The sequence below is a fragment of the Catenibacterium sp. GCM10023432 genome (genome assembly GCF_042651925.1).
Classification (GTDB): Bacteria; Bacillota_I; Bacilli_A; order Erysipelotrichales; family Coprobacillaceae; genus Catenibacterium; species Catenibacterium mitsuoka.
Map to the genome: position 1 here is coordinate 1 of NZ_JBHSEB010000038.1, position 24,734 is coordinate 24,734.

Below are 24,734 nucleotides of genomic sequence, written 5' to 3' on the forward strand. Positions count from 1 at the left end.
AGGCTATTGGACAGGAAATCTCTATAAGAAGATGGTTAAAGTTATTCAAGACTAATCTATGTAGACACTTCTTATTCCAAAGATTTGATTCACGACCATAGACAAAGAAACTTGCGGCGAAACCATTGACCTGAGGTAACCAATCCACGAATAACAGAGTGGCCAACCGCCGATAAATCTGTATAGAAGTTTCTTGTCCTATGTCCTTGATTTAAAAAACAAAATAAAACGAAAAAAAGAAAATCAAAGAAATGTGTTATTTCCACTTGACAATCGTCATTTCATAACAGATTATATATCATTTTTCTTAGTATTTATCAAGTGAAATGTGGCTTTTATCCCACACGCAAGCGTGTGGTTTTTTTCGCCACAAATTTATAACAGGGAGTGCAGATTTAATAGAATATATAATTGTTTTCTTATTCATGTATTACCTACCTCATTAGTTGGTTTGTATTATAATAACTATATATCATTCTTGATGTCAATGATATAACAGTAACAGGAGGTGTTCTTATGAGATTAGACACAGTACATCATATTGCGATCATTACAAAAGATTATGATCAAACAATTGACTTTTATGTCAATAAATTAGGCTTTAATATTATTAGAGAAAACAAGAGAGAGGATAAACAGGATATCAAGTTAGATCTTCAACTTGGAGATATGGAATTAGAAATATTTATTAAACCTGATGCCCCACTACATCCTTTCCCTGAAACTGCAGGACTAAGACATCTGGCTTTTAAGGTAGAAGATGTAGAAGAAACAGTCAAAGAATTAAATGCATTGGGTATTGAAACAGAACCAATCCGTTATGATACATTTACAGGCAAGAAAATGACATTTTTTAAAGATCCTGATCAATTGCCTTTAGAAATCCATGAATAAGAGAGAAGAATTATTACAAGATTACATTCGTTTATCAAGAATCCCATTTCATAATAATGTAGCTTTTGCCCATACGAAATATGAAGTAGATTGGAAAAAGACAGCTTTCACAATGTGGTTAGGTCATGTACATGGTAAACCAGTGCATTTTTATATGATGAGTTTTGATTACGATGGTATTACTTTTATGTGTTATGAGAATTTAAAGTTTATAGAAGAAGTTTATTTCTTTGATTATCAATCTGTGACAGACTTTAAAACAAAGAAGAAAGGTGCAGAGCTAAAGATGAGTTTTATGTATAATGGAAATAAAATAGAATTCATGCTTCAGTGATATGCGGTAGGTAGTCCCTGGATCAAAGAATATATGCACTATTTAGAAGAAAATCACTTTTTTTATGATTGATAATATGTTATTATGTTGGCAAATAGAGGTGCATGCGTTAAGAATTCGTTATTAATGGATACAGCCAGATAATGAAGGGGGAGCAAATGCCGAAGAGACAGGGAACTGTATATGAACTGTTATCTGGGGGATAAGAGAAAATCTTATTCACTGTCACAAAATATTTGTGGTGCGCTATTGAATATAATGAAGACTACTAATTATATTGCAATGGCACCATTGCAATATTTTTTTATAGAAAAATGGAGATGATTAAGATGAACAGTGTGATTACAAGATTGGAGATTGAAGAAGACATTATTCAAGTGAAGTTAATGAATGTTGAAAAGAATCCTCTCTTTGTGGCTGATGTGTTTGAAACAATTAGTCGTGAAGGTGTGAACATCGATATGATCTCATCAGTCATGCTAGAAGATGAAATGCGTATTGATTTCACATGTGATGCAAAAGCACAAAGCGCTTTAAACAAGGCTATTGAAGAAGTTAAGAAAAATCACCCACGTATTGGTGTATTTGCATCTAAGAATGTAGGTAAGCTTGTTGTAGAAGGTCATATGGAAAATGAAGTCGGTTTTGCAAGTAAGTTATTCAAAGTTCTAGGTGATAACCAGATCCCATTTGCTCAAGTGACAACAAGTGAAGTATCTATTTCATATGTTATAGAAAAGAAATATTTAAAGAAAGCATTAGAAAAGATTCAGGAGGAATTAGCATAAAATGGAACCAATTTTTGAAGGTACAGGTGTTGCATTGGTATTACCAATGTTTGAAGATGGAAGTATTGATTACGAAGGTTATAAAAGACAGGTACAGAGAATGATTGATGGTGGTGTAAAAGCATTACTTGTCAACGGAACTACTGGTGAGCCTGCAACTATTGATATTGAAGATGAATTTAAACTCACTAAGATTACAGTAGAAATGGCTAAGGGTACAGGTGTAAAGGTTATTGTAGGTGCAGGTTCTAACTATACTGCACAGGCTATTAGAAAGGCTAAGTTCAATGCTGAAGCAGGTGCTGATGCAAACTTAGTTGTAACACCTTACTACAATAAGACTTCTCAGAGAGGTTTAATTGAACATTATAAGGCTGTTGCTGCTGCAAGTGATTTACCACTTATTATGTATAATGTACCAGGTAGAACTGGTATGAAGATCAGTGTAGATACAGTAGTAGAACTTGCAAAGGTTCCTAATATTGTTGCTATGAAAGATGCAACAGATGATATTGCATATGCAATGGAAGTATTAACACGTACTAAGGATATGGACTTTGATTTATATTCTGGATGTGATGATAATATTCTTCCATTTATCGCAGCAGGAGGAAAAGGTGTTATTTCAGTATTATCTAACCTTTATCCAAGAGAAACAGAAATGTTTGCACAGGCTGCATTAAAGGGTGATTTAGAACTTGCTAGAAAGATGGCTTATGATTTAAATGATGTTTCTAAATATTTATTCATTGATGTTAATCCAATCATGCCTAAGGCTGCTTTAAAGCATATGGGTGTTATTGAAAGTGATATGCTTCGTCAGCCTCTTATTCCAACTACAGAAGAAAATAAGAAGTTATTATTTGATGCAATGAAAGAATTTGAAAGCAAGGGTTATTAAGATGAAAGTATTAGTATATGGTTATGGTTTAATGGGGAAGAAAGTAGCCCATGCAGTGATGAATGATGCAGATTTAGAATTGGCTGGTGTTGTATCTCCTGTGTTTGATGTACAGCCAGAAGTACCTGCATATAAGTCATTAGATGAAGTACAGGATGATATTGATGCCATTATTGATTTCTCACATCCTGCCAATCTAGATAGCATTCTATCTTATGCATTAAAGAATAAGTGTAAAGTTGTATTCGCTACTACTGGCTTTAGTGCAGAAGACTTAAAGAAGATTGAAGAAGCATCTCATGAGATTGCCCTCTTCCAGTCTTATAACACTTCTTATGGTGTGGCTATGATGAATAAGATGGTGAGTGAATTTGCGAAAGAATTCTTTGAACATCATTTTGATATTGAAATCATGGAAAAACATCATAATCAAAAGATTGATTCACCATCAGGTACTGCAGTGATGTTATATGATGGTATTAATAATGCTTTAGATGATTCATTAGAACCTACTTATGATCGTCATTCTATTCATCGTAAGAGAGAAAGAAATGAAGTAGGTATTTCATCTATAAGAGGTGGGACAATCTTTGGTGAACATACAGTAATGTTTGCAGGACAGGATGAAATCGTAGAAGTAAAGCATACAGCTCTTTCTAAAGAAGTATTTGCGAATGGTGCTGTTGCTGCATTAAAGGCATTAATGAATAAAGACAAAGGTTTATTTGATTTAAAAACATTATATTAAGGGGAATGGTATGGTATTACAGACACAGTTTGCTGATATAAAAGGCAATGATTTATATATAGATGGTATTAAAGCATCTGATCTCGCAAAGCAGTATGGCACACCACTTTATGTTATGAGTGAAGGTCATATTAGACATCAGATGAATGAATTAAAGACAAAGTTCATGGATAAGTATGAAAAGGCACTTCCATTATTTGCATCTAAGTCTTTTAGCTGTCTTGCAATCTATAAGCTTGCAAGCGAATATGGTATTGGAATTGACTGCGTATCTGCAGGAGAAATCAGTATCGCATTACGTGCTGGATTTGATCCAGATAAGATATACTTCCATGGAAACAATAAGCTTCCTTCAGAAATTGAATATGCATTAAGTCATGATGTGACTCATTTCGTAGTAGATAATTTCTATGAAATTGAAAACTGTGAACAGATTGCAGGTAAGCTAGGTAAGAAAGTCAAAGCAACTTTAAGAATTGTCCCTGGTATTAAAGCCGGTGGTCATAACTATATCATGACTGGTCATAAGGATACTAAGTTTGGCTTTAGTTCTCATTATGGTATCTATTTAAAAGCTATTCAGCGAATCTTAGAGTCTGATAATATCGAATATGAAGGAATTCATTGTCATATCGGTTCTCAGGTATTTGATTTATTCGCTTATGTGAATGCAATGCTTCAGTTCATGAAGTTCGTAAATGAAATCTATAATACATTTGGTGTTGTAACAAGTAAGATTAATGCCGGTGGTGGTTATGGTATTGCTTATACTAAACGGGATGAACCACTTGATTTTGAATCTATTACATCAGAAATCATGAAAGTTATTTATAATGAATATGATAGTCATGGTTGGGAACGTCCAGCTGTTATGATTGAACCAGGACGTTATGTTGTAGGTAATGCAGGTATTACTCTTTATACAGTAGGATGTATTAAAGAAATCCCTGATGTACGTACTTATGTCTCTATTGATGGTGGTATGTCTGATAATATCCGTACACCTTTATATGATGCGAAATATGATGGTATTGTCGCAAATAAAGCAGGAGAAACAAAAACTAAGACTGTAACAGTTGTAGGTAAGATCTGTGAAAGTGCTGATATGATTACTAAGGATTTACCAGTTACAGCTAATATTATGCCAGGAGATATTTTTGCAGTATTCTCTACAGGTGCATATAACTACTCTATGTCTTCTAATTACAACCAGTTACCTAAACCAGCTGTAGTATTCACTTATGAAGGTGAATCAAGAGTCGTTGTAAGAAGACAGACATTTGATGATCTAATTTTATTTGATGAAGAATAGTCATGAGGAGATAGCTGTTGCTATCCCCTTTTTTTATGCATAATTATATATAATATAATTACCGTTACTTTGAAGAAAGTACCATTTTAGGGTAAAAAAAGATTGAAGAAAGTCATATTTTTGGCGAATAAAAGATTGAAGAAAGTCATATTTTGGCAGATAATAAGATTGAAGAAAGTTATATATATTTAAAAAGCGAGGAGGTATTCTATGTTTTTTAAGAGAAAGGCGTATGATAAGCTACTTGAATGGAAGCATAATTATTCAGATCGATATGCAGTTCTATTAGAGGGAGCAAGACGTGTTGGTAAGTCAACTATTGCGGAAAATTTTGCGAAGAATGAGTACAAGTCATATATTTTGATAGACTTTTCAAAGACAACAAATAATATTCTTGAATGTTTTGATGATATAGGTAATCTAAATATATTTTTTCTAAGATTGCAGGCTGAAACAGGAATAACATTATATGAACATGAGTCTCTTATTATTTTTGATGAAGTACAGTTATTTCCTAAAGCAAGACAAGCAATTAAACATCTTGTTGCAGATGGTAGATATAGTTATCTAGAAACAGGATCTTTGATATCAATTAAGAAGAATGTAAAGGATATTCTTATTCCTTCTGAGGAGATGAAGATTCAGATTTACCCAATGGACTATGAAGAGTTCTGTACTGCCACAGGTAGTAATTATGGATTGTTGAAAGATATATATAATATGGGTAAAGCCATTGGTCAGGCTACAAATCGTAAGTTAATGAGAGATTTGAGAATATATATGGCTGTTGGGGGAATGCCACAAGCTGTAGAAGCCTATGTAAATGGTAAAAACTTTTCAGAAATAGATATGGTCAAAAGACAGATTATTAATCTGTATGAAGAAGATTTTAAGAAGATTGATGCTTCTGGTAGATTATCAGCTATGTATCATTCAATACCTGCTCAGCTCGCAAAAGATACAAAAAAATATCGCATAACAACTGCGATAGGTAAGAAGAATAATGTAAGAAGTGAAGAATTATTATATGAGTTGATTGATTCAAAGACAGTGCTACCATGTTTTAATACAACTGATCCAAAAGTAAGCTTGGCAGACACAAAAGATTTTGATAGTTATAAGCTCTATATTGCAGATACTGGTTTGTTTGTCACACTTATGTTTATTGATCGCCCAGCAACAGAAAATGAAATATATGCAAAACTATTGTCTGATAAGTTACCTATTAATCTTGGCTATTTGTATGAAAATCTAATGGCTCAGATGATTGCTGCATCAGGAAGAGAATTGTACTATCATACTTGGGATAAAAAAGGAAGTACACATTATTATGAGGTTGATTTTCTAGTATCAGATGGAAGTAAAATCAATGTATTTGAGGTAAAATCTTCAGGTATTGGAAAACATGAATCAATCAATGAATTCTGCAAGAAATATTCCAATATTGTGAATAAGTCATATTTGATTTCACAAAAAGATATAGGCAAAGAGAATAGTCTATTGTTTAGACCGTTTTATCTTGTACCTTTTGTATTATAGAACTAAAAAGTGATATCACATCATTGAAGAGAAGTTATTCATTATGACTTGAGACATTCATAAGGTAAGCTCGTGAATAACGATTAATAGTTATAACTATTAATGTGTTGTTCTTCTCTTCATTAAATAAACATACAGACTAGAGGTTACTTATATTTAACTTCTAGTCTTTTATTTTGTAGGTATACATTATAATAGCCTTAAGAAAGCATATTATGAGTGTCGTTATGTTGCTATTGATGAATAAGATAACCTGAGATAATTTTATTTTAAACTGACCATATTTTTATTTAATATTTTTTAAAATTTTTATCAGTATTATGGAGTACTATAATGTTGCATGCTATCATATTTATGAAGTTAAAGTTTACTTAATGAAAGGAGGAGATTCCATTGGTTACATTAACTAGTAATACAAACATAATGAATCTAATAATTAAAAATAAAAAAGAAAGGAAATCTTATAGGTTATTATTATGAAACATTCAATTAAATTATTGTCTTCACTGACTATGATTATAGGAGTGAGCCTCTCTACTATCACAAGTGTAAATGCGTACAATTATAATGAAAACGCATTCGAAAACACTGATGAATTAAAAATTATTTACAATCAGATAGCGAAGAAAGAAAAATCAATTAATGCATGTTCTCTTGATGGCCAAGCTGTTTATACATGGGGATACCCTACTACAAAAGGCAGAATACTAGTCACAGGAGACGCTTATAAAAATCTGATTCCAACTGGTCATGCAGCTATAGTCTATTCACAAAATAGAGTTGTTGAAGCTTTATCCAATGGAGTTGTAACTGGTAAAAATGATTGGAATAAAAGCAAAAATACATGCTGGGGACTTTATGTGACAGACGTAACAGAAAATCAAGCAAAAAAAGTCGCAGATTGGTGTTATTCACAAAGAGGCAAACCATATAATATTAAGTATTATGATGTAAATACAAGATCAAAATTTTACTGTTCTCAACTCATATGGGCTGGATTTAAAGATAAATACAATGTAGATTTAAACACTAGCCAATATGGCGCAGCAGTGCATCCTCTTGAACTTGTCTCAAGTGATAAGACAATGATTCTTTATAAGAAGTGATTACAATGAAAAAAACAATTTTAATAATTACCACAGTCTTACTATTCACAGGATGCTCATTCTCACAATCACAAAGCAATATCCATTATACATTTGGTGTGATTGAAACTTCTTCTGCAAGAAAATATACTGTTATTAAATATTATAGTGATGATGGTAAAAAAGTTGCTTCTACAAAATTGGATGAGGCTCAAGTAGGCACATCATTCAATACCACAAGCTATCATGATGGTTATGCTTATATTAATAATATCGGTCTTCAAGGAGATAAGAATCCTCAAAATATTATTCAGATAAAAGGAAATTCTACTGAAGTGAATAAGCTTCATTTACCTGGAACAGCCATTGATGCAGTCAGTGCAGATGATCACTATTATTATGGTGTATCTAATCTTAATGATTATGGTTATCTAACTCAGATGAATTTTAAAGAGAAAAAAGTAAATGAAATAAAAGAAAAATCTCGTTTCTCTTATATGGTTGTTCCAAGTCATTCTAAAGTATATAATTTTGTAGATATTGAAAATGATATTGCATGTGATATCTATGATCAAAATTTAAAACGACTTAAAAGTATTAGTCTTACCCAATATGGAGATAATATTTGTAAGTACTATACAGATAAAGATACATTATATTTTTCATTTAATAACCAAAATAAATATATTGGTCAATTAAACATGAATACAGATGAATTAAAAATCATTGATATGCCTTATAGCTATGCTGATAATATTTATGTAAATGATGGAAAAATCTATGTTTCTTTCTATAATCTTGTTTCAAATGAAGGCAATAAGATTTGTGTTTTTGATCAAGATACGCATCAATTAGAAAAAACATATACCTTGAAACATCATCTTGATATGATTGATTTTAATGGTTCTCATGCTTATATTCTATCTCGTAATGAGCATGATAAATACAGTGTTAATATCTACGATTATAAGAGTGACTTTAAACAAGTAAAAAGAATAAGTCTGCCAAAGAAAAAAACTTATAATTATCTTATTTATTATTCAACCCTTTTTATTAATCCTAGCCTCAAATAGGCCACATTTTGTGGTTTCAGACTGTTGACGAATGATAAAAACATATTGCTAGAAATGAATATTCATTTTGAATACCCATAATCTGCAAGGTAACGATTTAAGAGAAGTGTAGAACAGAAATATTCAGAATACAGACTATCTGTCTATGACTGATAGGAAATGATCTTTGCAGATATTTCTTTACCTTATCCATCACAGTCTTTCCCACACTTCTATGGGTAAATCTATACTCCTGTTCATTCAGGAATAAAGGCATCTCTCTTTTGGTTATTCCATGATAATCCCAGTAATATTATTCTTAATATTTCCGATTATTATGTTTAACCATAGTAGTCTATGATTATTTTCTTCATGGCCGATTTTCTAGTTGTTTACTTGTATTTCTTCATTTAGTGTATTAAAGCATTTCTCAGCATCAGTATTGAGTAATGCATCATATGATAATACACAGCACTGTTCTATGTTTTTCTTAAGTAACAAAACTGTATAATCATTAATGATCTTAACTTGAGGTACCGGGGATAGTTTTTCTCTTTATCTGTAGATAGAATACCAAGAATAGACTGTTGCTCACTTGAACGACTCGCATTATTCTTGGAGTTTACACCAATATTGAAGACATCTGCCTCATAGAAAAGGACGTTGGGCAGCTTGCCTGAATTGCTTATTGACATAAGAATTCTACACTTGTTTTCTAGAAGAAGTGCAGTCTGCTAGTTAACGTCTAGTATTGAACATAAATCTATTGCACTGATTCCTTTATTTTCATTGAAGAAAAGGAAAATACTTAAAAGGAGCTTGTATAGATCAAGCTTGCAGCTCTGAAAAATAGTGCCTGAAAGCAGTGAATGCTGCTTATGGCATGATCTGCTTTCAAGAACATATGAAGTCTTGGTCTTTCTTACACGCTTGACTAAGTAATACTTATGGCATCCGCAGCAATCACATGAGAAGCCAACAGGCCATTTCATGGATTTGAAAAATTCAATACAGTTATTGATGTTATTAGAATAGTTCTGAGTGAACTCATATAGAGAAGCTTTCTTTGGCTTTAATACTTTGTTTGACATGTGATTATACCTCTATCTGATTTCTAAACTAATTATAGAACAGATGGAAAATCTATGTGTTTGGTTCAGCTTCATGAACCCCGTTTAAGTGGTTCTTATGATATTTATTTTTCACTAACCTGTGGTTTGTAGGTATTCAAAAATCAAATAGAAAGGAGAATAAAAATAAATGAAAAAAATAATGATTAATTTATGTGCTTTTGCTTTAGTTTTATCATCTGTTTTAATTCCTGTTTATGCTAAAGATAATAACTATACTTACAGTGATAATCCATTTGAAATCAAAAACATTAATGCAAGAAAAAAGTTAAATACATATTTAAAGAAGAAAAATCAAAGAGGGAAAGCTATATCTGATAATATGGAATTAAAAAATTCAGAATTATACGCATCAGACACTTCCGATTTTTCTAAACTTACTCAAATTGCTGATGGAAATTATGACTTTGAATATTTATATACCTATAAAGACGAAAATGTAAGTGATGTAATAGCATACGATAAAACTGATTCCACATATATCTTATTGGAAGAAGATTTAGTAAATAATACATCAACAATGACTATTGACGAAGAAACATATTTAATAAATGAAAACAATTCTAATTTATCATTAGTCACTGAAAATGGATCTGAATTAATGTTTTATGAAGAAATTCTTGATAAAGATTATCCTGATCCTTTAATGCCTGCTGAGGGTGAAGAAGTGTTAAATGTAGATGGGGAAACCCCAACCACATATACAACTTGGAAAAAATTAGGAGGTCCATTTCATAAAACGTCAAAAATGACTTTTAAAGTTCTTGAAATAATAGGTATGGTTGGAAGTGCCGTTTCTTTGTTCGTTTCAGGTCCTTTGGGAAAAGTGGTATTTCTTTATTCTGTTGCTGTATCAGTTGGTTCAAGCGTTAAACCTACTATTCATATTAAGTTTTATCAATACGGAGCATCAGATTGTTTATCTTATATTAGAGAACAAAAATATTATTTCGGAGCATATAGTGAGATTTCAAAAAAGTGGTATGAACAGATAAAAACAAAAAGTGGCGCCGCAAAGGTAACTTATAGTTATTTTCACAGTCAACGTCCAGATTACACAGGTAATCCAGCATGTATGAATTATTAAAAAAAAGGACAATTATTTATTTGATAAGTTGTTTGGTATTCTTATTGTGTTGCTTTTTATACTTTGAAAATCATAAAAACAATGAACAACAATTAAATGTCGAAATATATTCAATAGAGTGTTGCCCATTATGTATTCAAGTAAAAAAATCGCTTCCAATAAAACTAAAGGATGAATTTGGAGATTTAGTCAATATAGAAGTTATTGATGTAGACGATAAAAATAATGAACAAAAGTATAAACAGTTAGTTAATTCTATTGATAATTTTAGTGATGAACACCTCAATAGATTTCCTGTTATAAATGTAAAGAATTATTTTATAATAATAGGATATAACTATTATTATGATGACGAAATCATAAATGATATAAAAAGAATGAATAAAAATAGTCATTTAGGTAAGAAATTAGAAAAGTCAAGATATATTTGGAGGAAACAAAATGATAATCAATAGATGTCCTTATTGTTCGGGTAAGTTAATTCATGGTTATATTAAAACAAGGGGTGAGGCTCTTGCATGGTCACCAAATCCTGAAAAACTACCCTTTATGACGAATAAATGGCATTTTGGGGAGGATGATATCAAGTTAGGACATTTTAGCTACTACAAAGGTGACAAAATTGATGCATACAAATGTAATACATGCAATATTATTATCATAAATGCAAATAAAGATTTATAAAACAGGAGAAAGTATATATGAAAAATAAAATAAAGAATCTAATCATTATACTTTTATTGGGGTTTTCAATTGTTTTTAATGGATATTTGTTTATTGAAAATAAAAATAAAGCTACAACCATAGTGCAGTTAAATAAAAAAACTAAAGAATTAGAAAAGTATAGTGAATTACTTGAAACTGGAACAGCTACAGAATATATGGATATTAAAGAAAGTGATGGTCTGATTTCTATGGCTTATTTATATCAAGATAAAGAGTTAATAGAAAGACATGGTATAGGGGTTATTATTGGTAAGCAATACTATAGGATAGGGATAGCCCTGAAATCGGTACAACATTAAATAAAAATTCAAAAATTATAAAGATTACAGACAATGAAATAGAATTTACATTTAACTTAAATAATGATACAGAAAAAAAGCGTTTAATAGTCCAAACTGAAAATAATGATATTCATTTTAAGTTAGAGGATGTATCATAAATCCTATCTTTTGAATAAAAACGGAAAAGCTTAATATAGGTTCTTTGAAAAAGTGAATTTATTTATAAGAGGAAAATCATGTGTAAAAACAAATGAAATGTAGTCATTGTGGGGAGGTTTTTACTACTATTCCAGATAGAAATAGTTTTGGAGAAGTATGTCTATGTAATACCTGCTTACAACAAGTACCTAATCTCACAATTACATCTACTAAACTGAAAAGTACTCATCTTTCTACAAAGCAGCTAGATGAAGCTATTCAGGCAATTGATCAACAGCTAGATAAATGTCATTTTTCTCAAGAAGTCAAAGAAGGAATTCATGCATATTTTGATAAGTATTATAAACAACGTCAAAGTATGGATAAACAAAAAGAAATCAATTCAAAACTAGATCACATCATAGAAAAAAATACTTCTAATGATTCGATGACGGAAGAAAAGTTCACAGAATTATTAGAAGAAAAGAATAACGATTATAACTTAGATTCTATTTTAGAATGTAATAATCTTTATGAATATGATGTAGTTACTGTTCATGATTCACATGGTAGGACAGATACAAATAGTTTGAAGAAGACATTAATAAGATATAGTGTACAGGGCTGGAGACTAAAGACAGCTTTCACAAATGAAATAGGCAGTAATATGGTAGGTGGTGCTATTGTAGGTGTTGGTGTAGGAAGCAATAGTACAAGTGATGAAGTTGTGCTTATTTTTGAAAGAAAAATAAGAAATGCGAAGAAATGATAATAGACCGAGCAATTGCTCGGTCTATTAGTCTACATATTTCTCTAAGAAATGAGTAATATTGCTTTGAACAAGTTTCTTCTCTTTATGATAAGATTCACCATGTGCGGCATCATTCACAATAAGTAATTTCTTTTCTGCCTGACAAGCATTATAGAGTTCTAATGCCATGTAAGTAGGCACAAAGTGATCCTGGTTACCATGTATAAATAATGTAGGTGTTTTAGACTTCTTGACTTGATTGACTGCACTGGCCTGTTTGAAGTTATACCCTACTGTCTTTTTTGATAATAATGTAGCACTAGGAAGTAATAAGAATGGTGGACATCCTTTATTCTTTAAGTAGTATTTGAATTCATCATAAGCACTTGTATAGCTGCAATCAGCGACAATAGCTTTCACATTATCAGATAATTCTTCACCACTTACCATGAGGACTGTTGCCCCACCCATGGATATACCATGTAAGACAATGCTCATAGGTTCATTATGGAAGTACTCTTCCATTTTTTTAATCCATTCTAATATATCTAAACGGTCCAGCCATCCAAAACCAATATAATGTCCTTCTGACTGTCCATGTGCTCTATTATCTGGAAGAAGGATATTATAACCAAGTTCATGATAGAAACGAATATAATATGCAAACTCACGATAATGGTAAGAATGGAATCCATGAACACAGATCACTAATTTATTAGAATCGGGATAAGGAAGGAACTGCCCTTCTAGCTTTAATCCATCATAAGAAGTGATTTCCATATCAATAAATGTCTGATGATCTAGCCATTGTTTATCATCTTCACTCATTGGATGTTTTAATCCTACTTTTTCTTTTTTGCGTCTTGTACATACTTTTTCTATCGCAATGCGCCCTGCTGCAAGATAAGTGGCAGATGCCGCAGCGGCTGCGCCTATTGTACCAATAATTACATTCTTCTTTTTCATGACAAAATGCCTCCTTTTATTCATTATATAAGATAATTTAAGAAGAATTCATGTACAAACAATTAAGTTTGAATAAATAATTGACAGATATATGAATTTGTAAATAGAAAAGGGTATCTTATAAAGCGATAAATATATGTTTTTAAGAAAGTTTTTGTGTTAGAATAATAACCGATATGAGGTGATTTTAATGACACAGGTTATAGGACCAGAACAGATGGATTTATTAGTAAGTGCAGTAAGAGATGGGAAGATTGTTGCATTTCCTACGGAAACTGTTTATGGCGTTGCCTGCTTATTCGATGATTTGAAGGGTCTTGATAGAATTATGGAAATCAAGAAACGTAACCCGAATAAAGCAGTGACTCTTATGTTGTCAGAAAAAGATGATGTAAAGAAGTATGGCTTAGTAGACGAGGGTACCCAGAGAGTGATTGATAAGTTTATGCCAGGTAGAATGACAATCGTATTAAAAAGACTGGATAGTGTGGATTCGAGACATGTTAGTGGAAAAGATACAATAGGTATTAGAATCCCAGACAGTTCTTTCGTTTTGTCACTCATTGATCAGACAGGGCCTTTATCAGTAACAAGTGCTAATTTATCTGGTCAAGGGAATACGACAAACGAAAAAGAAGTACTTGCACAGCTTGATGGACAGATTGATATGGTTGTCAGAGGACAGACTGCTTCGGCAACTGCATCTACAGTCGTGGATTTAAGTCAAGGTGATGTGAGAATACTAAGAGAAGGTTTAATTACCAAAGAAGAAATCGAGGAGGTATATTATGAAAATTGCAGTCGCTTGTGATCATGGTGGATTACGTTTAAAGAATGTTCTTATTGATGAAATGAAGAAACAGGGTTATGAAGTTGTAGACTATGGTACTTATACTGAAGACTCTTGTGATTATCCTGATTATGCATCTAAGGCAGCTAAAGCTGTTGCATCAGGAGAATGTGAGAAAGGTGTCGTTGTTTGTGGAACAGGCATTGGTGTATCAATTACATGTAATAAGGTAGATGGTATCCGCTGCGCATTATGTCATGATGTATTTAGTGCGAAAGCGACAAGAGCTCATAATGATACTAACATGATTGCAATGGGACAGAGAGTTATTGGAGAAGGACTTGCTGTTGAGATTCTTAATGCATGGCTTCATACTGATTTTGAAGGTGGAAGACATGTTAAGAGAATTGAAAAAATGATGGCTTTAGAAAAGGAGTAAGTATTATGAGAGATACAGAAGTATTTGCGAGCGTTGAGCGAGAATTGAATAGACAAAGAAACAATATTGAATTGATTGCTTCCGAAAACTTTGTATCTAAAGAAATTATGGAGCTTGCGGGCTCAGTTCTAACAAATAAATATGCTGAAGGATATCCAGCTAAGAGATATTATGGTGGATGTCAGTTTGTGGATGAAGTAGAAACATTGGCACAGGAAAGACTTAAGAAGTTATTTGGCTGTGAGTATGCAAATGTTCAGCCTCATTCTGGTGCACAAGCGAATACAGCTGTTTATTTTGCTTTATTACAGCCAGGTGATAAAGTACTAGGTATGTCTTTAAATGATGGTGGGCATTTAACTCATGGACATCCATTAAACTACTCTGGTAAGACTTATGAATTCCATGCTTATGGTGTTGATAAGGAAACAGAAAGAATCGATTATGATGAATATAAGAGATTATGTGAAGAAATCAAACCTAAGTTAGTTGTTGCAGGGGCAAGTGCTTATGCAAGAACTATTGATTTCAAATTCATGGCTGAAGTAGCACATAGTGTTGGCGCTATCTTTATGGTAGATATGGCACATATCGCTGGTTTAGTTGCTGCAGGAGATCATCCATCTCCATTCCCTTATGCAGATATCGTAACTACTACAACTCATAAGACTTTAAGAGGTCCTAGAGGTGGTGTTATCATGTGTAAGGAAAAGTATGCGAAAGATATTGATAGAGCTGTTTTCCCTGGTATGCAGGGTGGACCTCTTATGCATATTATTGCCGCTAAAGCAGCTTGCTTCTATGAAGCATTACAGCCTGAATTCAAGGAATATAGTCATCAAGTCATTAAGAATGCGAAAGCTTTAGAAGAATCTTTAAAGGAAGAAGGATTCCGTCTTGTAACTGGTGGTACTGATAATCACCTATTACTTATTGATGTAAAGAGCAGCTGTGGTATTACAGGTAAGAAGGCTCAGAGATTACTTGATGAAATCAATATTACAGCTAATAAGAATGCAATTCCTTTCGATACAGAAAAACCTTTCAAGGCTTCTGGAATCCGTGTTGGTACACCAGCAATGACCACAAAAGGATTCAAGGAAGATGACTTCAGAGAAGTTGGAAAGATTATTGCCTATCGTTTAAAGAATGAAGAAACTGATGAAGTAAAGAATGAATGTCTTGCGAGAGTAAAGAAGTTAACTGATAAAGTGACTATGTATGACGATATTAAATACTAGGAGGCCATAAGATGGTTAAAGTACTCAATCATGCATTAATTAAACACAAACTCTCAATTATGAGAGAAGAAAAGACATCAAACTATATTTTCAAGCAGAACCTTGATGAAATCGCAATGCTGATGGCTTATGAAGTCACAAAAGATTATCCTTTAAAAGAAAAGGAAATTGAAACACCTATTTGTAAGACAACTGGTTATGAACTAGATAGAGATATTATTCTTGTACCTATCTTACGTGCAGGTGTGGGTCTTGTGGACGGCTTCAGAAGAATCATTCCAACTGCGAAAGTAGGTCATATTGGTATGTATAGAGATGAAGAAACATTGATTCCTCATGAATATTATGCTAAATTTCCTATGGGATTAGAGAGCGCAAAGGTTATTGTTCTTGATCCTATGCTTGCTACTGGTGGTTCAGCTGATATGGCTATCCAAAATATCAAAGATCGTGGTGCGAAGGATATTGAACTTGTCTGTCTTGTGGGTGCACCTGAAGGTGTGAAATACATTGAAGAACATCATCCAGATGTAAAGCTTACTTTAGCTGCATTAGATGAAAAACTAAATGACAAGGGATATATTGTACCAGGTTTAGGAGATGCGGGAGACCGCTTGTTTGGTACTAATTAATGGGATTTGATGAATATGAAGTAAGAAGAACTTCTGTTAAAGTATTTCTTGCAGGATTGATTCTTGCGGTTATACTTTCCATCATTCTTCATTCAATCAGCTACTGCTTAGGGTTTGTATTAGGTTATCTTATTGATTTATTAATTTTACAGATCAATATGAAGATGACTGATACAATACTTTCTATCCAGACTGCAGGTAAGACAATTGCGGTTATGTTATTTATGGCTAAATTGTTTATTTTTGCCGCTGGTTTTGCGATAGCTGGATTCTTTCCAGAAATAGTAAATATGTATACTGTATTTCTGGGCTATCTAGTAGTAAAGATTTCTATTTATATACATGCATATGGAGAAAGGAGGCGTATGAGATAATGAAAATCACTATTCAGCCAGAACTGATATCATCATTGATTGTGACTGTGCTACTTTCTATTTTCTTTGTTTATGCAGGTAAAAAAATAAGAGAAGCAGATCCAACTAAGAGACCAAAAGGTGTGGTCCTTCTTGTTGAAACCGCCATTAAGATGGTTTATGACTACATGGGAACAATCATGCCTAAGAAATATGCGAAGAACTACTATCCTTATTTCTCTATGTTATTTGCATGGCTGTTGGTATCTAACTTATTTGGATTAACAGGTTTTGATGCGCCAACTACTAACTACTCAATCACGTTATCCTTAACATTAATTACATGGGTATTAATTCAGATCAATGCGATTAAGTATCAGGGTGTTGGCAGTTATATTAAGGGAACTTTGATTCCCCCAACAAACCTATTTGGTTTGGTTTCACCATTGATTTCTATATCAATGCGTATTTTCTGTAACTTATTGAGTGGTACATTTATTATGGCCTTAGTATATCAGGCAACATCATTCTTAAGTTACAAGTTGATTCCATTCAACTTTTTAGGACCAGTGGTAGCACCACTATTACATTGTTATTTCGATGTATTCTCTGGATGTGTACAAGCACTGGTATTCGTTACACTATCTTCAATTCTGATTTCTAATGAAAATCCAGATGAAGAATAAATGAAAAAATGTCAATAGGAGGAAATTGATTATGACAAGAGGTTTAATTGCAATCGCTGCTGGTATTGCAGTACTTGCAGGTTTAGGTACAGGTATTGGTGAAGGTTTAGTTGCCGCTCATGCAGTATCTGCAATTGGAAGAAATCCTGAGGCTGAAAGCAAGATCCGTACTACTATGATCTTAGGTATCGCCTTAACAGAAACAGTAGCCCTCTATGGTTTACTTATTTCTTTCATCTTATTATTCGTATTCAAATAAAAAATAGTTTAAGGAGGAAAAAACTATGCCAGATATAGCCGCAAAGTTATTTCCAAACCCTACCACTATGATTGTTCAGTTATGTTCCACTGCAATCATGCTTCTTCTGTTCAAGAAATATTTATGGAATTATGTATTAGAATTCTTCCAGAAGAGAGCTGATTTTATAGAAGGTAATATCAATGATGCGAAGGCTAAGAATGAAAAAGCATCTGAATATCTTCTAGAAAGTGAAAAGCAGGCTAAAGAAGCTGCAAAACAGTATAAAGAAATCATAGATCAGGCTAAGGAAGATGCCGTAAAGGCTAAGAGTAAAATCATGGATGAAGCTAACAAGCAGGCTCAAGAAAAGATTGAACAGGCTCGCCATGAAATTGAATCTGAAAAGCTTGCAGCACAGGATGAAATGAAGAAAGAAATTGTGGAAGTTGCTGTTGAAGTGGCTACTAAAGTCATGGATCAGAATATGAATACTGAAGTCAATAAAGCTTTAGTAGATGATTTCGTAAAACAGGTTGTTAACTAATGGATGCAAATGTTGCAGAACGTTATGCTGAAAGCTTATATCAGTTAGCGTTAGAAGATCATGCGCTAGAAGATTATCTAGCAGATATGAAACTAGTTGATACAGTTTTAGAAAGTAATCCAGAATTTGAAAAATTCTTCTCTCATGTGCTTGTAGATGATGAAGCAAAGTGTGCATTACTCGATAAAGGTTTTGGCACTTCAGTAAATCATTATGTATTGAATTTTCTTAAACTGCTTGTAAAGAAAAGAAGAACAAGATATATTGCGCCTATTACAAAAAGCTTTATTAAGATGAGTAATAAGCATCTTGGTATCGAGGAAGGCGTTATCTTCACACCTTTCGCATTAAGCGATGAACAGGTAAAAGCAATTGAAGAAGCGATTTCTCAGAAAGAAAACAAAACAATTACTTTAAGAACTGTTGAAGATAAGACACTTATTGGTGGTGTTAAGGTTCAGATTGAGAACCGTGTCTATGATGGCTCATTAAAGAACAAAGTCAGCAAGCTCAAGACTGAGCTGTTGAGAAAGTAGGTGACGCAAGTGGCATTAAGACCCGATGAAATCAGTGCTTTAATCAAAGAGCAGATTAAGCATTATGATGATGTCATGGAACAGAAAGACGTCGGAACAGTTATGACTGTTGGTGACGGTGTCAGTGTTGTTCATGGTTTAGACAATGCAATGCTAGGTGAATTGATCCTTTTCCCAGGTGATGTTTATGGTATGGTCATGAACCTAGATGAAGATAGTGTTGGTGTTACTTTATTAGGTAATGCGGACGAAATTAAAGAAGGCGACGAAGTAAGACGTACAGGTAAGATCATTGAAGTACCTGTAGGTGATGCAATGCTTGGTCGTGTCGTTAACCCTTTAGGACAGCCTATTGATGGTCAGGGTGAAATTATCACTACAAAGACTAGACCAATCGAAAGAGTAGCTCCTGGTGTTATGACAAGAAAATCAGTAGATCAGCCAGTACAGACTGGTATCACTACTATTGATGCAATTATTCCAGTTGGTAGAGGTCAGCGTGAGTTAATCATCGGTGACAGACAGACTGGTAAAACAGCTATCGCTGTTGATACAATCATCAACCAGAAAGGTCAGGATATGTATTGTATCTATGTTGCAATTGGCCAGAAAAACTCCACAGTTGCACAGGTTGTTGAAAAATTAAAGAAGGCAGGCGCAATGGATTATACTGTTGTTGTTTCTGCATCAGCTTCTGAACTTGCTCCAGTTCAGTATATTGCTCCTTATGCAGGTTGTGCTATTGCTGAAGAATGGCTTGACCAGGGTAAGGATGTATTAATCGTTTATGATGATTTAAGTAAGCATGCCGTAGCTTATCGTACAGTGTCTCTATTATTAAAGAGACCACCAGGACGTGAAGCTTATCCAGGTGATGTATTCTACTTACATTCAAGACTATTAGAAAGATCTTGTCGTTTAAATGAAGAAAATGGCGGAGGTTCTATCACTGCCCTTCCAATCATTGAAACACAGGCAGGGGATATCTCAGCATATATCCCTACTAACGTTATTTCTATTACTGATGGTCAGATCTTCTTACAGCAGGAATTATTCAATGCTGGTTTCAGACCTGCTATTGATACAGGTTTATCTGTATCACGTGTAGGTTCTACAGCACAGATCAAGGCTATGAAGCAGGTTTCTAGAAACTTGAAGTATGAATTAGCACAGTATGAAGAAATGCAGTCATTCGCACAGTTTGGTTCTGACTTAGATGCAGCAACTAAGAATGCGATTGAACATGGTGAACGTGTACGTGAAGTATTAAAACAGGCACAGTATGCACCAAGAGATGTTATTGATCAGATCATTACTCTATTTGCACTTGAAAATGGATTCGTTAAGAATGTTAAAGTGGAAAAGGTACAGGAATACATGGATGGTTTAGTAGAGAAGTTTGCTGTTGCACATAGTGATCTTCTTGATGAAATCAGAGAAAAGAAAGTATTATCTGATGAATTAACTGCTAAGTTGAAGGAAGCTGTTAAGGCTTATACAACTCAGTTCGAAAACTTACAGAAAGCTGAGGCTTAATTATGGCTGGGCAGATGCAAGCCATCAAGCGTCGTATCAAATCAATTGAATCTACTAAGAAAATCACAAGAGCTATGGAACTTGTTGCTAGCTCTAAGCTTTCTAAGACTAGAAATCAGTTGAATGACATGAAGCCTTATTATACACAGGTAAAGAATACTTGTGCACAGATCTTATCTTCTGCAGGAAATGATATTGATTCTCCTTATTTAGTATTAAATGATAAGGGTGAAGATGTTTATATTGTTATCACTTCTACTTTAGGATTATGCGGTGGATATAACTCTAATATCTTTAAGCAGGTTGAAGCATCAGTGAATGATGCCAAGAAGATTATTGCGATTGGTAATAAAGGCTTAAATCAGTTTAAGAAACATTTTAAAGGTGAAGTAGATGGTACTTATGTAGACCTTAATACGACCCTTGATTTTAGAAGTGTTGTGAGATTAGTTGCGTCACTTCTAGAAGGCTATAAGAAAAAAGAAATTAAGTCTATTCATATTGTATATACAGAATATGTGAATGATTTAACTTTTGTACCTAGAGATGTGACTCTTCTTCCACTTAAGGCAGAAGATCTTGTCTCTGATAAGAAATTCCATAAAGATACATTGTTTGAACCAAGTCCTGAATCAGTACTTGGAAGCTTAATTCCGATGTATTTACAGGCCGTTATCTATGGTTACTTGATTGAATCAGTGACTGCAGAAAATGCGTCTAGAAGAACATCTATGAAGAACGCAACAGACAATGCAAATGAATTAACAGATGAGTTGTTATTAAAATACAACCAGGCACGTCAGAGCGCGATTACGAGTGAAGTGAGTGAAATCGTTGCTGGTGCCAATGCACAATAAGAAGGAGGTGCCATATGGCTCTGAATGTTGGTAAGATTATCAAGGCTCAGGGTCCAGTTGTCGATGTACAGTTTGCTGCGGATAAAGATCTTCCAGATCTAAATACAGCCATTACAATTGATAACCATGGTGAAGAGTTAACTGTAGAAGTTGCTCAGCATATTGGTGATGATATTGTAAGATGTATCGCAATGGGTCCTACTGATGGTCTAACAAGAGGTATGGATGCTGTGGATACTAATGCACCTATTAGTGTTCCAGTAGGTAATAAAACACTTGGTAGAATGTTCAACGTATTAGGACATTCTATTGATGGTAAAGATGAATTGACTGAAGAAAAACATATGCCAATTCATAGATCAGCACCTACATTTGCTGATCAGAGAACAGAAACTGAAATTCTTGAAACAGGTATTAAAGTCGTTGACTTGATCTGTCCATTCATCAAGGGTGGTAAGATCGGATTGTTCGGTGGTGCCGGTGTAGGTAAGACAGTTCTTATCCAGGAATTCATCAACAATATCGCAACTGAACATAACGGTTTATCAGTATTCGCCGGTGTTGGTGAACGTTCTCGTGAAGGTAATGATTTGTACTATGAAATGAAAGAAAGTGGTGTATTAGATAAGACAACACTAGTGTTTGGTCAGATGAATGAACCACCTGGATCAAGACTTAGAGTTGCATTATCAGCACTTACTATGGCGGAATATTTCCGTGATGAACAGGGACAGGATGTCTTACTATTCATCGATAATATCTTCCGTTTCACTCAGGCTGGTTCAGAAGTATCTGCCCTACTTGGACGTGTTCCATCTCAGGCAGGTTATCAGCCAACTCTTGCAACTGAAATGGGTCAGTTACAGGAACGTATTACTTCAACTAAACAGGGTTCTATTACATCAGTACAGGCTGTTTATGTACCTGCTGATGATATGACTGACCCTGCTCCAGCAACTACATTCACACACCTTGATGCAAGAGTTGTACTTGATCGTAGTATTGCAGCATTAGGTATTTACCCTGCAGTAGATCCACTAAACTCTTCTTCTAGAGGTCTTGATCCAAACGTTGTTGGTAAAGAACATTATGAAGTGGCTCATGGAGTAACTCAGATGTTACAGAAATATCAGGAATTACAGGATATTATCGCAATTCTTGGTATGGATGAATTGAGTGAAGAAGATAAACTTATCGTTGCACGTGCAAGAAGAATTAGAAACTTCTTATCACAGCCATTTACTGTAGCTGAACAGTTCACAGGTTTAGATGGTAAGTATGTACATGTTGATGATACAGTAAAAGGATTTAAAGAAATTCTAGAAGGCAAATATGACGATTTACCAGAGCAGGCTTTCCATAATGTAGGTACTATTGAAGAAGCAGTAAAGAAAGCTGAAACTTTAAGTGAGTAAATTTCATTTACATATCGTCACTCCTAAAGGTACCTACAGGGATGTAGACGTAGATATTCTGAACATCAGAACAACTGATGGTCAGATGGGTATACTTGCTCACCATATGCCATTGGCGAGTGGTGTGGAAATCGCCGAAATGAATTATAGGATTGATAAAGACAGATATGAATTCGCTGTTGGTGGTGGATTTGTTTATGTAGATGGTGATAATACTGTTACACTTATTGTGAATGATATTGAATCACCAGAAGAAATCGACTTACGCAGAGCTGAAGAAGCAAAAGCAAGAGCTGAAGAGAGATTAAGATCAAAGAATCCAGATGTCGATTATCAGCGTGCTGAAATTGCGTTAAAGAAGGCTATTACACGTATTCATGTCAAAAACAATTACTAATATCCAGGGTTATTCCCTGGATTTTCTTTTGGAGATGTTATGAAGAGTGATTATGTGAGAGTGAAGGATTATATTCCTGATATATATGTGGAACTACGTTATGCAACAGAACGTAATTTTACACATACTAAAGTTTATGATTTTGATGAAGCGTATTTAAGGCTAGGTACTACACTTAAACTCAAGAAGGTTCAGGAAGAGTTAAAAGAAATAGGTTATAGCTTAAAAATCTGGGATGCTTATAGACCATTTACTGCACAACAATACTTCTGGAAACTTATTCATGATGATGAGTTTGTTGCTGATCCGACATATGGTCCCAAGACACATAATTTTGGAAATGTAGTTGATGTGACTCTTGTAAAGAGTGATGGAAGTGAAATAGCGATGCCTACAGAGTTTGATGATTTTACTAGTAAGGCAAGTAGAGATTATTCATGGTTAGCAGGAAGTCCTCTTAAACATGTTCTATTACTAGAAGAGACAATGGAAAAATATGGCTTCATAGCATATGAGGGAGAATGGTGGCATTATACAGATGAAGATTCTTATGACTATATAGAATTCAAGCCAAATGAAAGACACAGCTAATAATGCTGTGCCTTTTTGATTATGATATAAATGATAAATGTAAGAAGTATTCCAATACATGCACCTGTGGAATCTATGAGAACATCTTTAAAACTTGCACTGCGCCCTCCTACAAAGAACTGGTGGATCTCATCTGAACAGGCATAAAGAAAACTGATCAGTAGAGATAGACATGCTTTAAAGCGTATAGGATATTTTTTATATGTAAACAAAAGTGACATTGTGAGAATACTTAAGATGAAATACGCAAACATATGCGCACATTTACGAATAATGAATTCTAGGAAACCAAAAGCTGCAGGTGATAATGCAGATACTAAATCATGCCCTGTAAGACTCTTTGAAATATGTCCTAATAGATATAAGACAGAATGAGAAGAAGATGCACTTGCTGGACCTGTTTGGCTAGAGAAAAAGAATATAAGTCCCATCCAGGCAATGATGAGTAGAGTGAGTAGAATACGTAATACTTTTTTCTTCATTATTTTTTCTCCTTTCTTAGGGTATCAATATACATCAGGCAAAGAAAAAATACAAATGAATAAGAAATTATATACAAATGATAGTATATATAAGTAATGAAAATACTTTCATAAGGGGGTTACTGATTATTCAGGGTGATGGTATAATATATTTATCAGTAATATAGATGTCTAAGGATTCAAAAAAGAGTAGTTAAAACCATAATAATATGAGAACTAAATAGAAGAATTGAATCAATAGAGATCAAACAGACAAAAGAAA

General features: G+C 33.6%; 32 protein-coding genes and 1 riboswitch. Of the genes, 28 read left to right on the top strand and 4 right to left on the bottom strand.

Going from position 1 to position 24,734, the window contains the following annotated elements:
• The first annotated feature begins 516 nt into the window (after positions 1–516).
• From ACFOZZ_RS05350 to ACFOZZ_RS05390, 9 genes are all read left to right on the top strand, one after another.
• Entirely contained in the window at positions 517–894 is a 378-nt protein-coding gene (locus tag ACFOZZ_RS05350; protein ID WP_278861626.1) for a VOC family protein, read from the top strand.
• Entirely contained in the window at positions 887–1,228 is a 342-nt protein-coding gene (locus tag ACFOZZ_RS05355) for a hypothetical protein (protein WP_376814874.1), read from the top strand. The genes ACFOZZ_RS05350 and ACFOZZ_RS05355 overlap by 8 nt, the downstream gene beginning before the upstream one ends.
• An 87-nt stretch (positions 1,229–1,315) precedes the next feature.
• Positions 1,316–1,485: riboswitch (Lysine riboswitch) on the top strand.
• 72 nt (positions 1,486–1,557) lie between these two features.
• Positions 1,558–2,016 carry an ACT domain-containing protein gene (locus ACFOZZ_RS05360; protein WP_022424590.1) on the top strand — a complete coding sequence of 153 codons (459 nt, stop codon included), beginning with the start codon at positions 1,558–1,560 and terminating at the stop codon, positions 2,014–2,016.
• Position 2,017: 1 nt separating this feature from the next.
• The gene (gene dapA / locus ACFOZZ_RS05365; RefSeq protein ID WP_279080261.1) at positions 2,018–2,917 is read left to right on the top strand and encodes a 4-hydroxy-tetrahydrodipicolinate synthase; all 900 of its coding nucleotides are present in this window, start codon (positions 2,018–2,020) and stop codon (positions 2,915–2,917) included.
• 1 nt (position 2,918) lies between these two features.
• Positions 2,919–3,665, top strand: coding sequence for a 4-hydroxy-tetrahydrodipicolinate reductase (gene dapB, locus ACFOZZ_RS05370; protein ID WP_022424591.1), 747 nt, complete (start codon positions 2,919–2,921; stop codon positions 3,663–3,665).
• Positions 3,666–3,675: 10 nt separating this feature from the next.
• On the top strand, positions 3,676–4,977 hold the full coding sequence (lysA, locus tag ACFOZZ_RS05375) for a diaminopimelate decarboxylase (RefSeq protein WP_286696589.1): 1,302 nt from the start codon (positions 3,676–3,678) through the stop codon (positions 4,975–4,977).
• Between the two features lie 210 nt (positions 4,978–5,187).
• Positions 5,188–6,516, top strand: coding sequence for an ATP-binding protein (locus ACFOZZ_RS05380; RefSeq protein WP_288208683.1), 1,329 nt, complete (start codon positions 5,188–5,190; stop codon positions 6,514–6,516).
• 476 nt (positions 6,517–6,992) lie between these two features.
• A complete protein-coding gene (locus tag ACFOZZ_RS05385) occupies positions 6,993–7,622 on the top strand; it encodes a YiiX/YebB-like N1pC/P60 family cysteine hydrolase (RefSeq protein ID WP_278861364.1) in 630 nt (209 codons plus the stop codon).
• Between the two features lie 5 nt (positions 7,623–7,627).
• Positions 7,628–8,674, top strand: a complete 1,047-nt coding sequence (locus ACFOZZ_RS05390) for a hypothetical protein (RefSeq protein WP_278861363.1) — start codon at positions 7,628–7,630, stop codon at positions 8,672–8,674.
• Positions 8,675–9,132: 458 nt separating this feature from the next.
• On the opposite strand, the gene ACFOZZ_RS05395 is transcribed toward ACFOZZ_RS05390, so the two are convergent.
• Positions 9,133–9,348 carry a hypothetical protein gene (locus tag ACFOZZ_RS05395; RefSeq protein ID WP_376814875.1) on the bottom strand — a complete coding sequence of 72 codons (216 nt, stop codon included), beginning with the start codon at positions 9,346–9,348 and terminating at the stop codon, positions 9,133–9,135.
• Positions 9,349–9,387: 39 nt separating this feature from the next.
• A complete protein-coding gene (locus tag ACFOZZ_RS05400; RefSeq protein WP_376814876.1) occupies positions 9,388–9,744 on the bottom strand; it encodes a hypothetical protein in 357 nt (118 codons plus the stop codon).
• A 169-nt stretch (positions 9,745–9,913) separates the two neighbouring features.
• On the opposite strand from ACFOZZ_RS05400, the gene ACFOZZ_RS05405 reads away from it, so the two are divergent.
• From ACFOZZ_RS05405 to ACFOZZ_RS05425, 5 genes are all read left to right on the top strand, one after another.
• Positions 9,914–10,870: a hypothetical protein gene (locus ACFOZZ_RS05405; protein WP_286696922.1), complete on the top strand. Its 957-nt coding sequence runs from the start codon at positions 9,914–9,916 to the stop codon at positions 10,868–10,870.
• Positions 10,855–11,325: a hypothetical protein gene (locus ACFOZZ_RS05410; RefSeq protein WP_286696921.1), complete on the top strand. Its 471-nt coding sequence runs from the start codon at positions 10,855–10,857 to the stop codon at positions 11,323–11,325. Before ACFOZZ_RS05405 ends, ACFOZZ_RS05410 begins: the two co-directional genes overlap by 16 nt.
• Complete coding sequence (locus ACFOZZ_RS05415; RefSeq protein WP_278861103.1) at positions 11,312–11,554, top strand: PF20097 family protein; 243 nt, start codon at positions 11,312–11,314, stop codon at positions 11,552–11,554. The genes ACFOZZ_RS05410 and ACFOZZ_RS05415 overlap by 14 nt, the downstream gene beginning before the upstream one ends.
• A gap of 17 nt (positions 11,555–11,571) precedes the next feature.
• The gene (locus ACFOZZ_RS05420; RefSeq protein ID WP_286696920.1) at positions 11,572–11,895 is read left to right on the top strand and encodes a hypothetical protein; all 324 of its coding nucleotides are present in this window, start codon (positions 11,572–11,574) and stop codon (positions 11,893–11,895) included.
• Between the two features lie 232 nt (positions 11,896–12,127).
• Positions 12,128–12,784 carry a hypothetical protein gene (locus ACFOZZ_RS05425; RefSeq protein ID WP_376814877.1) on the top strand — a complete coding sequence of 219 codons (657 nt, stop codon included), beginning with the start codon at positions 12,128–12,130 and terminating at the stop codon, positions 12,782–12,784.
• A 27-nt stretch (positions 12,785–12,811) separates the two neighbouring features.
• Here ACFOZZ_RS05425 and ACFOZZ_RS05430 read toward each other — a convergent pair whose 3' ends face one another.
• Entirely contained in the window at positions 12,812–13,732 is a 921-nt protein-coding gene (locus ACFOZZ_RS05430) for an alpha/beta hydrolase (RefSeq protein ID WP_238703600.1), read from the bottom strand.
• A 190-nt stretch (positions 13,733–13,922) separates the two neighbouring features.
• On the opposite strand from ACFOZZ_RS05430, the gene ACFOZZ_RS05435 reads away from it, so the two are divergent.
• The 14 genes from ACFOZZ_RS05435 to ACFOZZ_RS05500 are packed head-to-tail and all read left to right on the top strand — an operon-like array spanning position 13,923 to position 23,990.
• Positions 13,923–14,543, top strand: a complete 621-nt coding sequence (locus ACFOZZ_RS05435; RefSeq protein WP_278861100.1) for an L-threonylcarbamoyladenylate synthase — start codon at positions 13,923–13,925, stop codon at positions 14,541–14,543.
• A complete protein-coding gene (gene rpiB / locus ACFOZZ_RS05440) occupies positions 14,521–14,961 on the top strand; it encodes a ribose 5-phosphate isomerase B (RefSeq protein ID WP_006506955.1) in 441 nt (146 codons plus the stop codon). Before ACFOZZ_RS05435 ends, rpiB begins: the two co-directional genes overlap by 23 nt.
• 5 nt (positions 14,962–14,966) lie before the next feature.
• Positions 14,967–16,202, top strand: a complete 1,236-nt coding sequence (gene glyA, locus ACFOZZ_RS05445; protein ID WP_278780802.1) for a serine hydroxymethyltransferase — start codon at positions 14,967–14,969, stop codon at positions 16,200–16,202.
• Positions 16,203–16,213: 11 nt separating this feature from the next.
• On the top strand, positions 16,214–16,834 hold the full coding sequence (upp, locus tag ACFOZZ_RS05450) for a uracil phosphoribosyltransferase (protein WP_278780801.1): 621 nt from the start codon (positions 16,214–16,216) through the stop codon (positions 16,832–16,834).
• Positions 16,834–17,208: a hypothetical protein gene (locus ACFOZZ_RS05455; protein ID WP_278861098.1), complete on the top strand. Its 375-nt coding sequence runs from the start codon at positions 16,834–16,836 to the stop codon at positions 17,206–17,208. The genes upp and ACFOZZ_RS05455 overlap by 1 nt, the downstream gene beginning before the upstream one ends.
• The gene (locus ACFOZZ_RS05460) at positions 17,208–17,873 is read left to right on the top strand and encodes a F0F1 ATP synthase subunit A (protein WP_006506959.1); all 666 of its coding nucleotides are present in this window, start codon (positions 17,208–17,210) and stop codon (positions 17,871–17,873) included. Before ACFOZZ_RS05455 ends, ACFOZZ_RS05460 begins: the two co-directional genes overlap by 1 nt.
• Positions 17,874–17,904: 31 nt before the next feature.
• On the top strand, positions 17,905–18,132 hold the full coding sequence (atpE, locus tag ACFOZZ_RS05465) for an ATP synthase F0 subunit C (protein WP_006506960.1): 228 nt from the start codon (positions 17,905–17,907) through the stop codon (positions 18,130–18,132).
• 25 nt (positions 18,133–18,157) lie between these two features.
• Entirely contained in the window at positions 18,158–18,658 is a 501-nt protein-coding gene (gene atpF / locus ACFOZZ_RS05470) for a F0F1 ATP synthase subunit B (protein ID WP_286696919.1), read from the top strand.
• Complete coding sequence (locus ACFOZZ_RS05475; protein ID WP_187011872.1) at positions 18,658–19,194, top strand: F0F1 ATP synthase subunit delta; 537 nt, start codon at positions 18,658–18,660, stop codon at positions 19,192–19,194. The genes atpF and ACFOZZ_RS05475 overlap by 1 nt, the downstream gene beginning before the upstream one ends.
• A gap of 9 nt (positions 19,195–19,203) precedes the next feature.
• Positions 19,204–20,730, top strand: coding sequence for a F0F1 ATP synthase subunit alpha (atpA, locus tag ACFOZZ_RS05480; protein WP_022425537.1), 1,527 nt, complete (start codon positions 19,204–19,206; stop codon positions 20,728–20,730).
• A gap of 2 nt (positions 20,731–20,732) precedes the next feature.
• Entirely contained in the window at positions 20,733–21,587 is an 855-nt protein-coding gene (gene atpG / locus ACFOZZ_RS05485; RefSeq protein ID WP_055232989.1) for an ATP synthase F1 subunit gamma, read from the top strand.
• 14 nt (positions 21,588–21,601) lie between these two features.
• Positions 21,602–23,002, top strand: a complete 1,401-nt coding sequence (gene atpD / locus ACFOZZ_RS05490) for a F0F1 ATP synthase subunit beta (protein ID WP_055232991.1) — start codon at positions 21,602–21,604, stop codon at positions 23,000–23,002.
• Complete coding sequence (gene atpC / locus ACFOZZ_RS05495; RefSeq protein WP_055232993.1) at positions 22,995–23,399, top strand: ATP synthase F1 subunit epsilon; 405 nt, start codon at positions 22,995–22,997, stop codon at positions 23,397–23,399. The genes atpD and atpC overlap by 8 nt, the downstream gene beginning before the upstream one ends.
• Before the next feature lie 39 nt (positions 23,400–23,438).
• Positions 23,439–23,990 carry a M15 family metallopeptidase gene (locus ACFOZZ_RS05500; RefSeq protein WP_279080239.1) on the top strand — a complete coding sequence of 184 codons (552 nt, stop codon included), beginning with the start codon at positions 23,439–23,441 and terminating at the stop codon, positions 23,988–23,990.
• Here the strand turns inward: ACFOZZ_RS05500 and ACFOZZ_RS05505 are convergent.
• Positions 23,987–24,472: a VanZ family protein gene (locus ACFOZZ_RS05505; protein WP_286696918.1), complete on the bottom strand. Its 486-nt coding sequence runs from the start codon at positions 24,470–24,472 to the stop codon at positions 23,987–23,989. The genes ACFOZZ_RS05500 and ACFOZZ_RS05505 overlap by 4 nt on opposite strands.
• Positions 24,473–24,734: the final 262 nt, after the last annotated feature.

What these genes read in the sequence shown, in the direction of transcription:
- ACFOZZ_RS05350 (WP_278861626.1), top strand. Translation starts at nt 517, where the DNA reads ATGAGATTAGACACAGTACATCATATTGCGATCATTACAAAAGATTAT.
- ACFOZZ_RS05355 (WP_376814874.1), top strand. Translation starts at nt 887, where the DNA reads ATGAATAAGAGAGAAGAATTATTACAAGATTACATTCGTTTATCAAGA.
- ACFOZZ_RS05360 (WP_022424590.1), top strand. Translation starts at nt 1,558, where the DNA reads ATGAACAGTGTGATTACAAGATTGGAGATTGAAGAAGACATTATTCAA.
- dapA (WP_279080261.1), top strand. Translation starts at nt 2,018, where the DNA reads ATGGAACCAATTTTTGAAGGTACAGGTGTTGCATTGGTATTACCAATG.
- dapB (WP_022424591.1), top strand. Translation starts at nt 2,919, where the DNA reads ATGAAAGTATTAGTATATGGTTATGGTTTAATGGGGAAGAAAGTAGCC.
- lysA (WP_286696589.1), top strand. Translation starts at nt 3,676, where the DNA reads ATGGTATTACAGACACAGTTTGCTGATATAAAAGGCAATGATTTATAT.
- ACFOZZ_RS05380 (WP_288208683.1), top strand. Translation starts at nt 5,188, where the DNA reads ATGTTTTTTAAGAGAAAGGCGTATGATAAGCTACTTGAATGGAAGCAT.
- ACFOZZ_RS05385 (WP_278861364.1), top strand. Translation starts at nt 6,993, where the DNA reads ATGAAACATTCAATTAAATTATTGTCTTCACTGACTATGATTATAGGA.
- ACFOZZ_RS05390 (WP_278861363.1), top strand. Translation starts at nt 7,628, where the DNA reads ATGAAAAAAACAATTTTAATAATTACCACAGTCTTACTATTCACAGGA.
- ACFOZZ_RS05395 (WP_376814875.1), bottom strand. Translation starts at nt 9,348, where the DNA reads ATGTCAATAAGCAATTCAGGCAAGCTGCCCAACGTCCTTTTCTATGAG.
- ACFOZZ_RS05400 (WP_376814876.1), bottom strand. Translation starts at nt 9,744, where the DNA reads ATGTCAAACAAAGTATTAAAGCCAAAGAAAGCTTCTCTATATGAGTTC.
- ACFOZZ_RS05405 (WP_286696922.1), top strand. Translation starts at nt 9,914, where the DNA reads ATGAAAAAAATAATGATTAATTTATGTGCTTTTGCTTTAGTTTTATCA.
- ACFOZZ_RS05410 (WP_286696921.1), top strand. Translation starts at nt 10,855, where the DNA reads ATGTATGAATTATTAAAAAAAAGGACAATTATTTATTTGATAAGTTGT.
- ACFOZZ_RS05415 (WP_278861103.1), top strand. Translation starts at nt 11,312, where the DNA reads ATGATAATCAATAGATGTCCTTATTGTTCGGGTAAGTTAATTCATGGT.
- ACFOZZ_RS05420 (WP_286696920.1), top strand. Translation starts at nt 11,572, where the DNA reads ATGAAAAATAAAATAAAGAATCTAATCATTATACTTTTATTGGGGTTT.
- ACFOZZ_RS05425 (WP_376814877.1), top strand. Translation starts at nt 12,128, where the DNA reads ATGAAATGTAGTCATTGTGGGGAGGTTTTTACTACTATTCCAGATAGA.
- ACFOZZ_RS05430 (WP_238703600.1), bottom strand. Translation starts at nt 13,732, where the DNA reads ATGAAAAAGAAGAATGTAATTATTGGTACAATAGGCGCAGCCGCTGCG.
- ACFOZZ_RS05435 (WP_278861100.1), top strand. Translation starts at nt 13,923, where the DNA reads ATGACACAGGTTATAGGACCAGAACAGATGGATTTATTAGTAAGTGCA.
- rpiB (WP_006506955.1), top strand. Translation starts at nt 14,521, where the DNA reads ATGAAAATTGCAGTCGCTTGTGATCATGGTGGATTACGTTTAAAGAAT.
- glyA (WP_278780802.1), top strand. Translation starts at nt 14,967, where the DNA reads ATGAGAGATACAGAAGTATTTGCGAGCGTTGAGCGAGAATTGAATAGA.
- upp (WP_278780801.1), top strand. Translation starts at nt 16,214, where the DNA reads ATGGTTAAAGTACTCAATCATGCATTAATTAAACACAAACTCTCAATT.
- ACFOZZ_RS05455 (WP_278861098.1), top strand. Translation starts at nt 16,834, where the DNA reads ATGGGATTTGATGAATATGAAGTAAGAAGAACTTCTGTTAAAGTATTT.
- ACFOZZ_RS05460 (WP_006506959.1), top strand. Translation starts at nt 17,208, where the DNA reads ATGAAAATCACTATTCAGCCAGAACTGATATCATCATTGATTGTGACT.
- atpE (WP_006506960.1), top strand. Translation starts at nt 17,905, where the DNA reads ATGACAAGAGGTTTAATTGCAATCGCTGCTGGTATTGCAGTACTTGCA.
- atpF (WP_286696919.1), top strand. Translation starts at nt 18,158, where the DNA reads ATGCCAGATATAGCCGCAAAGTTATTTCCAAACCCTACCACTATGATT.
- ACFOZZ_RS05475 (WP_187011872.1), top strand. Translation starts at nt 18,658, where the DNA reads ATGGATGCAAATGTTGCAGAACGTTATGCTGAAAGCTTATATCAGTTA.
- atpG (WP_055232989.1), top strand. Translation starts at nt 20,733, where the DNA reads ATGGCTGGGCAGATGCAAGCCATCAAGCGTCGTATCAAATCAATTGAA.
- atpD (WP_055232991.1), top strand. Translation starts at nt 21,602, where the DNA reads ATGGCTCTGAATGTTGGTAAGATTATCAAGGCTCAGGGTCCAGTTGTC.
- ACFOZZ_RS05500 (WP_279080239.1), top strand. Translation starts at nt 23,439, where the DNA reads ATGAAGAGTGATTATGTGAGAGTGAAGGATTATATTCCTGATATATAT.
- ACFOZZ_RS05505 (WP_286696918.1), bottom strand. Translation starts at nt 24,472, where the DNA reads ATGAAGAAAAAAGTATTACGTATTCTACTCACTCTACTCATCATTGCC.